Raw genomic sequence first — 10,938 nt, forward strand, 5'->3', positions numbered from 1 at the left:
ACTGTGAATTCGTTATGATACCCGCCCTTGGCCGGCGGCGTTCAGCTTATGGGACGGCAGCCACAGGAACCAGAGCGCGACGAACGGCCACAGCAGGCTGAGGAATTGCGCGGCGCCGTTAAAGTTCAGGAACTTGCCTTGTACCCAGGTTTGCAAAGTGGCCACGAAGTACGGGTTGGCCGGCGTGGTGTTGATGATGACCAGGGCCAGCAGCAGGGCTATCACGGCCACGCGCCGCTGCGCCGCCTGCGGGGCAAAGGCGAGGCCGGCCAGCATGATGGCGCCGATCAGGAAGCCGCCTTCGGCACCGGGCGTCATCCACACGAAGGCGTTTTCCGGCGCGAACAGCAACGCCGAGGCCAGCGCCTTGACCAGGATGGCGCTGGCCAGCATCACCGACACCAGCAGGCCGCGCGGCGCCGGTTTGCGCAGCAGGCACAGCAGCGTTAGCGCCGCGCCCACCATGCCGCAGGCAGTGATGATGGTCTCCGACAACCAGTACTGTTCCACCGTCAGCTCCACGTCCGGGCGGATGTAGCTGGCCAGGTCGATCTCGGCGTCGGCCGCCCACGACAGCCAGTCCGACAGGATCGGCAGGATCTGACCCAGGCCGAACAGGAAATTCTGCGGATAGATCTGCGCCAGCGGCCACAGCGCCAGCAGCACCAGGCCCTGGCTGGCGTGCGGCGCGAACCAGGCCTGGCGCAGGCGCTGCAACTGGCTGCGGTCGAGCAGGCGGCGCACGGTCAGCACGCCGATCAGCGCGCCCATCGCGCAGCCGGCGGAATTGGTCCAGAAGTCGAGATTGGACGACACCCGCGTGGGCAAAAAGGTCTGCACCGCCTCCATCGTGCCCGACACCAGTACCCCGGCCAGGGCGCCGATCAAAAAGGCGAAGAACTTGCGCACATGCGGGTACAGCGCATACACGAGCAGGGTGCCGAGCGGGATGTAGCCGACGACATTGGTGATGGCGTCGAACTTGGTCCAGTAGCGCGGCATGGTAAAGGTGTCGAGGAAGATCCACGGCGACAGGCCCTGGTTCTGCCAGCCCGAGAACGGGAACCAGCTCGCATACACGATCAGCAGCAGGTAAGCCAGGAAGGCGGCGCGCGCCAGCGGCGACGATTTGCTTGCGGGCGTCGGTAACGGCCTGGGCGGTTTGGGTGACTTGCTGCGGCGGCCGAATCTGCGCTGCCTGGCGCCTGGCCGGGGTGCATCGGCACCGGCAGGAACGATGTCTGGCGCTGCAGTTGCCGCGGTTGCTGCCGCTGCCGCCGGCATTGTCGTGGCGGCGCCGGGGGCCGGAGTGGAAGCACCGCTCTCCACAGGCGCCGGAGCCTGAGTCGCATTCGGCTCCGGTGGCGCCGGGGTCTTCTCCGTCATTTACTTGGGCGCCGGCAGCGTGGCCAGCCAGGCCAGGAGGTCGCCCGAGAGCGCGTCGGCAGCGTCGGCCAGGGCCCGCGCGCCGCCGGCGGCGTCCGCCGTGGGGGCGGCCACGCTGCGGGTAAAGCTTTTCTGGTCCACCAGATGGTGGGCCGCAAACACCGAGGCGCGCAGCGTGATGGTGCCCTGGCTGGCGGTGGCGCTGTCGAAGTTGTGGGCAAAGTCGTCGAGCTCGGTGCGCAGCAGCATGGCGCCGGCTGCCGCATCGGTGGTCGCCAGCACCTTCACGCCCGCCTGGGCGATGCGCGCCTTCAGGCGCTGCGTGAGCAGCTGCAGCGGCGTGGCGGTCCACTGGTTGTAGGCGTAGGGACGCAGTTGGCGCGCATCGGCATACAGCAGCCGGTATTGCATGCGTTCCGAATCGAGCGACGCCGGGCCGGTCATGTCGGCCACGATGAGCGGGGCGATGGCCGTACTGGTCACGGCGGGCGCCTGCGGCAGCGGGCCGAAATCGAAATGGGCCTGGGTAGGGCCCTTGCTGGCGCAGGCGGCGAGCAGGACGGCCAGGGCGGCAAAGGCAAAACGGTGGCGCAGGGTGGGCATGGCAGGTGTCCTTAGTTGGCGGGCGCGGTCGGTGCAGCAAAGCCTTCTTCACCGGGGCCGGGCGGAATGCCGGGCGCGCCGAAGATCAGGCTTTGCGGGCGATCGTTAATCTTGTTCATGGTGCGGCGCACGGCGCGCATCGAGGCGCGGGTGTCGTCCGACAGCGAGTTGACCTGCGGCAGCGTGTCCATCTCCAGGCCGCCCGCCACCGATTCCACCGACGAGGTGATGCGCACGACCGAGTCGCTGACGCGCTGGATCGGTCCGTCGGGCGCCTGCAGGCGGGTGCTCAGGCGATGGAGGTCGGTGGCCAGCGCGTTGAACGAGTCGAGCGTGCTTTGTGCATGGTTGGCCAGCGCCGGCAGCCGGGCAATGGTCGGTTCGAGCTTGTCCGGCAGCGCGCGGTACTTGCTGGCGGTAGCGCTGACGTCGGCAAACGCGGCCAGCATGACTTTCTGGTTCTCGGGGCTGAGCAGGGTGTTCAGGCGGCGCGTGACTTCCTCGGTCTGGCTGAGGATTTCACGGCCGCGCTTTTCCACCTGGTCGAGGAAGCCCTGGCGCAGCGGGATGCGGGCCGGATGGTCGGCATTGGTGGCCAGCAGCGGCGAACCGACTTTCTCGTCGTCGAGCGAAATGAAGGCGATGCCGGTCACGCCCTGGTAGCCCAGGGTGGCAAACGTGGTGCGGGTGATCGGCGCATCGGTATTGATGTTGAGGGTGACCAGGATCTGGCCGGCCGCCTGCGGGTCGAAGGCGATGCTGCCGACCTTGCCCACTTCGAGGCCGCGGTAGCGCACCGGCGCCTGCGGGTTGAGGCCCGGTACCGCCTGCGTGGTGGCGATCACGTAGGGCACGCGCTCGACGCGGTCCTGGTTGAACCAGACGCCGAACAAAATCGCGGCGATCAGCAGGGTGATCGTAAAAAAGCCGGTGGTCAGTGCATGCGAGCGGTTTTCCATCAGTGTTCCTTGTTGGTCTTTTCATCGAGTGCTTCCAGCGCGCGGCGGCCGCGGTCGCCAAGGAAGAACTCCTTGATGAACGGGTGATCGACCTTCAGCAAGTCTTGCAGCGGGCCCAGGGCGATCACATGTTTTTCTGCCAGCACGGCGATCCGGGTGGACAGCGCGAACAGCGTATCGAGGTCGTGGGTGACCATCACCACCGTCAGTCCCAGTTCGCGGTGCAGCGACTTGATCAGCGCCACGAACGCTTCGGACAGGTCGGGGTCGAGGCCGGCCGTCGGTTCATCGAGGAACAGCAGCTTCGGCTCCAGCGCCAGCGCGCGCGCCAGTGCCACCCGCTTGACCATGCCGCCCGACAGGTCGGACGGCATCTTGTTGGCCTGCTCCGGTCCCAGGCCCACCATATTCATTTTCAGCAGCACGGCGTCGCGCACCAGCTCGTCGGGCAGCACCTTCAGTTCGCGCATGGGCTGGGCGATGTTCTCGAACACCGTCAGCGCCGAGTACAGTGCACCCTGCTGGAACAGCATGCCCCAGTGGTTGCGCAACTGCTGCAGCTGGGCCGCATTGATCTCGCTGATATCTTCGCCGAAAATCTTCACGCAGCCGCGCGCGGGACGTTCGAGCCCCAGCATCTGGCGCAGCAGCGTGGTCTTGCCGGTGCCGGAGCCGCCGACGATGGACATGATCTCGCCCTGTTCGATTTCCAGGTTCAGGTCCTGGTGCACCACGGTGCGGCCGTACTTGGTCCACAGGCCGGCGATGTCGACGATCGGCACGCTGCCGTCGAGCGTCAGCTGGCCATTGCCAGCTCCCTGTCCGGCGCCGGGACCGCAGCTGTGATCGTCGTCGCTCATCGGAACCCCACGCCGGAGAAGACGATCGCAAACACGGCGTCGGCCAGGATCACGGCCGTGATCGCGGTCACCACCGAGGTGGTGGTGCCGCGCCCGAGGCTCTCGGTATTGGGCTTGATGCGCAGGCCGAAGTGGCACGAGACCAGCGCGATCAGCACGCCGAACACCACGCCCTTGCCGATGCCGATCAGGTAGTTGGTCAGCGGGACCGCTTCCGGCAGCTTGAGCAGGAAGTACTGGGGCGACAGGTTCAGTTCCATTTTGGCCGAGAGCATGCCGCCGACCAGGGCCACGGTGTCGGTCCAGATCACCAGCAGCGGCATGGCAATGGCGAGCGCCAGCACCTTGGGCATGATCAGGCGGAAGCCGTGCGAAATGCCCATGACCAGCATGGCGTCGAGTTCCTCGGTCACCCGCATCACGCCGAGCTGGGCCGTGATCGAGGAACCGGAGCGCCCGGCCACCAGGATCGCGGCCAGCAGCGGGCCCAGTTCGCGGATGATGCTCATGCCCAGCAGGTTGACCAGGAATACATCGCCGCCGAAGTTGCGCAGCTGCTGCGCCGACAGGAACGAGAACACCACGCCGATCAAAAACCCGACCAGCGCCGTGATGCCGAGCGCCTGGAAGCCGGCATGAAAGATATTGGCCGAGATTTCCTTCCACGGCCCGCGTTGCGGCGCGCGCAGGAAGCGGGCCAGGTCGAGCGTCAGCTGGCCGACCAGGCGCGTAAACGCGGTCATGTGTTCGAAGAACAGCAGCACCGCAAAGCCGAGCTTCATCACCAGCGTCAGGCGGTGCTGGCGGGTGCTCGGCAGTTCGATCTTGCCGGCCGCTTCCAGGCGTTTGAAGAATTCTTCCTGCCCCGGCGCCAGCTGCAGCCGGGCAGGGCGGGTCTTGCCCCAGGCATTCCACAGCAGCTGGGCGCCGATATGGTCCATGCTGTCGACGGCGCTCAGGTCCCATCCCAGTTGATCGGCCTTGACCGATTTGAGCGTGCCCGTGATGGTGGCCATGGCCTTGCCCTGGGCCAGCGCGTGGACTTGCCAGGTACCGCCCGCCGCGATGGACGGGCCGTTGGCGGCGCCGGGGTTGAGGGTGAGGGTAGGCTCTGGGGCTGTAGGCATAACCGCCAGTTTAAGGGACTTTCGCCCCGCCCGCTACCCGTGTTCGCGCGGCGCGCGCGCTGGCACACGCTGCCCACGGCACGCGCCCCTAGGCGGCCAGCCGGCGCGCCTGCCGCTTCGGCGCCGGCGTTTCGACGGTCTTGGCCTTGGGCCCGGCGTAATCGCTGGCCAGCAGCGCTTCGGCCTGGGCCCGGTCCATGCCGCGCACCTGCAGGTACTTGCCCACCATCGCCACCAGCCGCTCGAGCGCGATCCGGTGGGTGGCATCCGTATTGGCGTACAGCCAGTCCGAAAACGCCATGAACTGTCCGAAAGCGTCGTCGCCCAGCAGCACCGGCAGGGTATGGGTAAAGCGGCCCGAGTTGGCCACCAGGTCCCAGTAGCGGGCAAAACGCACGAGCCGCTGCATGGTGGCGAAGTCGATATCGCGGTTGGCCAGGATGGTGTACGGCGCATACGGGTCGAACACCAGGCCGTATTCCTCGGTGTGGCGGATGATCGGCGTGCCGCGCAGGCGCTTGAGGATGCCAAACTGGATCTCGTGCGGATCGAGCGCCCACAGTTTGTTGAAGCCGGCGGCAAAGCTCTCGACCGTCTCGCCGGGCAGGCCGGCGATCAGGTCCACGTGCATGTGCGCGTGCGACTGCGTCGTGAGCCAGCGGATATTGTCGGCCGCCTTCTGGTTGTCCTGCTTGCGGCTGACCAGCGTCTGCACGGCCGGATTGAAGCTCTGGATGCCGATCTCGAACTGCAGCGCACCGTGCGGGAACTTGCTGATGCCTTCTTTCAGGGCGTCGGGCAGGTGGTCGGGCACCAGCTCGAAGTGGGCGTACACGGGATCGTCGGGATGGGCCGCGAGCTTGTCGAGGAAGAACTGCATGATCTTCAGGCTGGTCTTGATATTCAGGTTGAAGGTGCGGTCGACGAACTTGAACAGCCGCGCCCCGCGCGCATGGAGCGACTCGAGTTCGGCCAGAAAAGCGTCGAGCGGGAACGGCCAGGCCGTCTTGTCCAGCGCCGACAGGCAGAATTCGCACTTGAACGGACAGCCGCGCGACGCTTCCACGTACAGCGTGCGGTGCTTGATGTCGTCATCGGTGTACAGGGCGTAGGGCAGCTTGATGTCGGCCATCGGCGGCTGTACCCCGGCATGGATTTTCATCAGGGGCTTGGGGCCGTTGAGGATCTCGCCGCACAGCTTGGGAAAGGTGATGTCGCCCCAGCCGGTGATCAGGTAGTCCGCGAGCTTGACGATCTCCTGCTGGTGCGATTCGTACGAGACCTCGGGGCCGCCGAGCACCACCACCACCTGCGGCGCCACGCGCTTGAGCATGGCGATCACCCTGGTGCTTTCCTCGACATTCCAGATATAGATGCCAAAGCCCACGATCGCCGGCGCATGCGCCAGGATGCGTTCGACGATCTCGGTGGTCTTGGCCCCGATCACGAATTCCTGCAAGCGCGTCTGCTCCTGCAGCTCGCCCATATTCGCTAACAGGTAGCGCAAACCCAGCGAGGCATGGGTGTAGCGGGCGTTGAGGGTGGTGAGCAGGATGGTCATGGCAGGGGGCTGGCGGCGGGCAAAACGCGTATTTTACGCTGGTCCAGTTTTGCCGGCCCTAGCCACCCTGCCGCCGCGACGCCTTATTGCTTGAAGTTGCCGTCGGCGCGGTCGGTCACGCCGCTGCACGTGGCCGGCGTGGTCCATTCGCGGTTGCCGGACGCCGTCCCCTGGCTGCCTTCCCAGGCCGCCGTGCTGCCATTCCACTTGACGTATTTATACTGGATCGCGGTGCCGGCCGGCAGTGTCACCGTGCCGCTCCAGGGGACGTTGGCGCCCGATCCCTGGATGGCCAGCGGCGCGCCGCTCGATGGCGTCCAGCTGCCCAGCGCCGCCACGTTGCCGACCAGGTACAGCTTTTGTCCCGTCGCGGTATTGGCGTTGGCGATGGTGAACCTGACCTGGCAGCTGGCCGGCGTGGTGGGCGTGGGGTTGGTGGTGGACGCATCGCAGGGCGATGCGCCACTGGCCGCAGCGCCATTCTGCACCACCGAGGTGCCGACGCCCAGCGTATAGTTCTTGCCGCCGTTGTTGTCCCAGGTGCCGGCGCCATTGTTGAAGGCCGCAGCCAGCCCGGTGGCGCTGGCCAGATTGGCGGTGTAGCTGACCCAGCCCGTGCAGGCCGGCGTCATGGCCACGCCCGGCACGGCGGTCCAGCTGCCGCCGTTGGGCGAGTAGTGCAGGTTGGCGCCGTTCCAGCCGCTCGGCAGCCGGTAGAACACGCGCGCCACGTTGCCGGCGCCGGACGTGACCTGGGTGCCCGTCGACAGCGCCGAGACATTGCCGGCCGCGTCGAGCGCCCGCACCGCGTAGCTGTAGGCCGTGGCCGGCGACAGGCCGGTATCGGCAAAGCTGGTGCCGCTGCTGGTGCCGACCTGCACGCCGTTGCGCAGCACCTGGTACTGGGCCACGCCATAGTTGTCGGTCGATGCTGCCCAGGTCAGGGTCAGGCTGCTGGCCGTGATGGCCGACGCCACCGGCTTGCCCGGTGCACTGGGCGCCGTCGTGTCGGCCGCCCGCGTGCTGAATGCCGCGTTGGCGCTCGCTTCGGACTGGTTGCCAGCGGCGTCGTACGCGACCACCGCATAGGTATAGGCGGTGGCCGGGGTCAGGCCCTGGTCGGTATAGCTGGCGCTGGCGCTGGTGGCCACCTGCACGCTGTTGCGGTAGATCTTGTAGCCGGTCACGCCGACGTTGTCGGTCGAGGCGGGCCAGGACAGCGTCAGCGCGCGGTCGCTGATGTCCGACGCCGCAATGGCGCCGGGCTTCGACGGCGGCGTGGTGTCGCTCACCAGGAACGGATAGACGCCGGCCACGGTGCCGTTGACGTCTTCCTTGAAACCCGAGCCGGTGCCGGTCGGCGTATACTTTCCGGCGCCGACATACACCTGCTGGATTTCCGACCGCGTGACATTGCCCTTGCTGTCGGTCGCTTCGACGTAATAGTCGAGCAGCTGGTTGCGGTACTGCGACAGGTACACATAATAGAGGTCGCCGATTTCCTGCGCTGGCAACACGGCCAGCGTGTCGCGGGTCGTAGCATTCCACGCCACGCCGTTGATGTCGGCCTGCAGGTCGCGCACCGACATCTCGTAAGCCTGCCAGGCGCCGACGTTGCCGGGCGTGATGGACAGCCCGGGCTGGCCGGCGAGGGCCGACGGGTCGTACACCTTGTAGGTGTCGTCGCTGGCGCTGATGTCGTTGCTGCTGTGGACGCGGACCATGGCGCGGGCGCTGGTAATGCCCGAGACATCGTAGCCATAGGTATAGATGGCGAAGTCGTTGCTGTAATGTTGGACGGTCCAGCCTTCCGCCTTGGACGCATTGACCGAGCCGGGATTATACGGATAGCGCTGCGGCCACCACAGCGAGGGGCCGGTGCGGTCCTGTGCCAGGTTGCTTTGCACGTAAGGCTTGGAGAACGCCAGCGAGTTGTTGAACGCCAGCGTGGGCTTGACGCTGTCGTCCTTGTTCTCGTCGTAGTAGCCGAAGCCCGAATCCATGGCCGGCAGCAGGAAGTACCAGGCCAGTTCGGCCGGATTGGCGCCGCCCGCATAGTCCTTGGCCGGATCGCCCTTGACCGGGTACGACAGCATCCAGGGATTGAGCTGGTTGCCCGGATAGGTGACCTGCTTGTCCATGTCGGTGCTGGGCGACCAGTAATTGGGATGGCCGTCGAGCCAGATCTGCTCTGCCGTCCTGGCATAGTTCATCGCTGCCTGCAGCAGGGCGAAATTGCGTTCCAGGTAGTGCCAGCCGTATTCGAAGGAAACGGTGGCGCCCTCCTGCACGCCTTTCAGGTTGGTCTTGGGCGCCAGGGCCAGGCCATTGACGCGGTTGAAATCGGCAAACTGTCCTTTCCAGATCAGGAACGGCAGGCGCCAGTGGTACCAGGTCGGATCGGACGACGAGTCGCGGGTATCGACCCAGGAACCGTCCTGCACGTGCTGGATGTCGGTGGCGGGGATCGGTTTGGCCTTCAGGTATTCGTCGATGCCGAGGCAGTAGCCGTTGCCGGCGCAGGTGGTGTTGTAGCCGGCCTGCCAGGTGGACAAGGCGCCGGCGCGGCCGCCCGAATTGTCGCCGTCGTGCGCCACCACGAAGAACTGGCGCGGTTCGAGCGCGGCATAGGGCTGGATCTCGTCGACGGTGGTCGAGCCTTCCCAGCCCTCGAGCCACGAACCGTTCTGGCTGACGGGAATGCCGGCGATCTTGCTGACCGCGCCGGTGGCCGGATCGACGGCACGCACCCAGTGCGGGGTGGACGCGAACGGGAACTTGTTGACGATGACTTGCTGTTCGTGCGCCATGCCGCTGGCGACCCAGCTGCCGGTGCTGGACGTGTTGCGCAAGTCTGCGCGGTTGGGTGGCGATACCAGCGTGTCGCCGGTCGCGTCGTAGGTGGCGTAGGGATAATCCTTGAGCGTGCGGGAAAAATGGTTGTTGCCGATGACGGACCACTGGACGCCGAGCTTGGCCAGGGTCGGAATCAGGCGGTCTGAAAAGCCGAGCTCGGTGGGAAAGAAACCTTTGGAAGAAACGAAATTTCCCCCGAGAAAATCAGGCTGGGCCAGTGTCGCATTCTGATAAATCAGATCCTTGAGAAAATAGTCCGGGCCCACCAGCGGTCCCATGCTGTGATGACCGGTGAAATGCACGGTATCGAGGGTCCGGTAGTGATTGGTGGTCTTGAGCGCATTGAAGGTGTTGGACCAGGATTGGCCCCACGTGGTGCTGGGGTAGCCGGGCACATTCTGCAGCGTGGCCAGGCTCTGGACATTATTGATGACTGCGCCGGACATGGTCACGTGGACTTGTCCCTTGCCGCCCGACCAGTTCTGCATCTCGTTGGCGACCTGCATCGGCCAATACTGGTAAGCGCCGGTCTTGGCGTCGGGCGTGTAATAACTGACCAGGTCGTCGTGCGGCATGATGGCGCCGCCGAGCGCCGCCGGCAGGTAATAACTGTAGCCCGCTGGCGGGCTTTTCTTGAGATTGATGACTTCGCCGTCATACGTATAGCGGATCGGCGCACCGATTGCCGTGCTGTTGTATTTGGCCGCAACGTCGACCGCGTAGAACGGCCAGAAATTGGGCATGTGATTGTGGTACACGTGCGCTGCGGGAATGGTGGCTGCAGTGGCAAAGCCTGGCAAGGCGGAAGAAAACAACCCTGCCAGGCAGAGCGCGAGCGGTGAGGGGCGAAGCTGCATGGCGATGTCTCCAGAATGGTCCTACGGTTTGAACTGCCGGTGAAAGAAGTTCGGATGGAGACATGGCCTCTGATTTGGGTGTGTTGCAGGCGCGGCACGAGACCTCGCGTAATAATGCGATTCAAAATCAGGTGGGAATGTCTCCGGGAGCTGCCCTTTGCGGGACTTGTTATGCAAAATATGTACTTTAAGTACCACGCCGCCGAAACTGCACGATGCGCGTTGCTGAAATTACACTGCAAATCTACGCCGAGGTCATTTTTGTGTCAATGTTTGCAAGTTATTCTGATGTAGTTTACCTACACCGCGAAAGTTCTTGCTTATCGCATTCGAGGTTTGCTATAGTTCGGCCCCTCGCAAAGCCACACATGAGTGTTAAGTGAAGCGAGTAAAAAAGAAGGTTGACGAAACAAGCGAAACGCTTCATACTCTCCTTCTCGCTGACAAACAAAACGATTTGTCAAGTGCGAAAGTCACAAGAGTTCGGTTCTTTAAAAATTAACAGTCGATAAGTGTGGATAACTTATCAAATGTTCACAAGAAGTAATGAAATAGGCGCTATGAAAATAGTGGCCTGTCAGTATTTTGAGTGAGCGACCCGTCGCAAGACGGTGCCGGTAAAACGGCAAACAAACAGAGATTAAACTGAAGAGTTTGATCCTGGCTCAGATTGAACGCTGGCGGCATGCCTTACACATGCAAGTCGAACGGCAGCGCGGGGCAACCTGG

At 64.5% G+C, this 10,938-nt stretch carries 7 protein-coding genes and 1 rRNA gene; 1 reads left to right on the forward strand and 7 read right to left on the reverse strand.

Annotated elements, in window-relative coordinates; translation table 11 throughout:
* Positions 1–12: 12 nt before the first annotated feature.
* From ASF61_RS22415 to ASF61_RS22445, 7 genes are all read right to left on the reverse strand, one after another.
* Positions 13–1,386 carry a VanZ family protein gene (locus ASF61_RS22415; RefSeq protein ID WP_307156557.1) on the reverse strand — a complete coding sequence of 458 codons (1,374 nt, stop codon included), beginning with the start codon at positions 1,384–1,386 and terminating at the stop codon, positions 13–15.
* The gene (locus ASF61_RS22420) at positions 1,387–1,989 is read right to left on the reverse strand and encodes an ABC-type transport auxiliary lipoprotein family protein (RefSeq protein ID WP_056161081.1); all 603 of its coding nucleotides are present in this window, start codon (positions 1,987–1,989) and stop codon (positions 1,387–1,389) included. It abuts the gene before it with no gap.
* Between the two features lie 11 nt (positions 1,990–2,000).
* Entirely contained in the window at positions 2,001–2,948 is a 948-nt protein-coding gene (locus ASF61_RS22425) for an MlaD family protein (RefSeq protein ID WP_056161082.1), read from the reverse strand.
* A complete protein-coding gene (locus ASF61_RS22430; protein ID WP_056161084.1) occupies positions 2,948–3,808 on the reverse strand; it encodes an ABC transporter ATP-binding protein in 861 nt (286 codons plus the stop codon). The genes ASF61_RS22425 and ASF61_RS22430 overlap by 1 nt, the downstream gene beginning before the upstream one ends.
* A complete protein-coding gene (locus tag ASF61_RS22435; protein WP_056161087.1) occupies positions 3,805–4,935 on the reverse strand; it encodes an ABC transporter permease in 1,131 nt (376 codons plus the stop codon). Before ASF61_RS22435 ends, ASF61_RS22430 begins: the two co-directional genes overlap by 4 nt.
* 88 nt (positions 4,936–5,023) lie before the next feature.
* Positions 5,024–6,496, reverse strand: a complete 1,473-nt coding sequence (locus ASF61_RS22440) for a B12-binding domain-containing radical SAM protein (RefSeq protein ID WP_056161089.1) — start codon at positions 6,494–6,496, stop codon at positions 5,024–5,026.
* A gap of 83 nt (positions 6,497–6,579) precedes the next feature.
* Positions 6,580–10,209: a carbohydrate binding domain-containing protein gene (locus ASF61_RS22445; RefSeq protein WP_056161091.1), complete on the reverse strand. Its 3,630-nt coding sequence runs from the start codon at positions 10,207–10,209 to the stop codon at positions 6,580–6,582.
* A 642-nt stretch (positions 10,210–10,851) separates the two neighbouring features.
* Between ASF61_RS22445 and ASF61_RS22450 the strand changes: the two genes are divergently transcribed.
* Positions 10,852–10,938 (forward strand): 16S ribosomal RNA (locus ASF61_RS22450); the annotation flags it as partial.

The organism is Duganella sp. Leaf126 (assembly GCF_001423125.1).
In the GTDB taxonomy this organism is placed as follows: Bacteria; Pseudomonadota; Gammaproteobacteria; order Burkholderiales; family Burkholderiaceae_D; genus Rugamonas.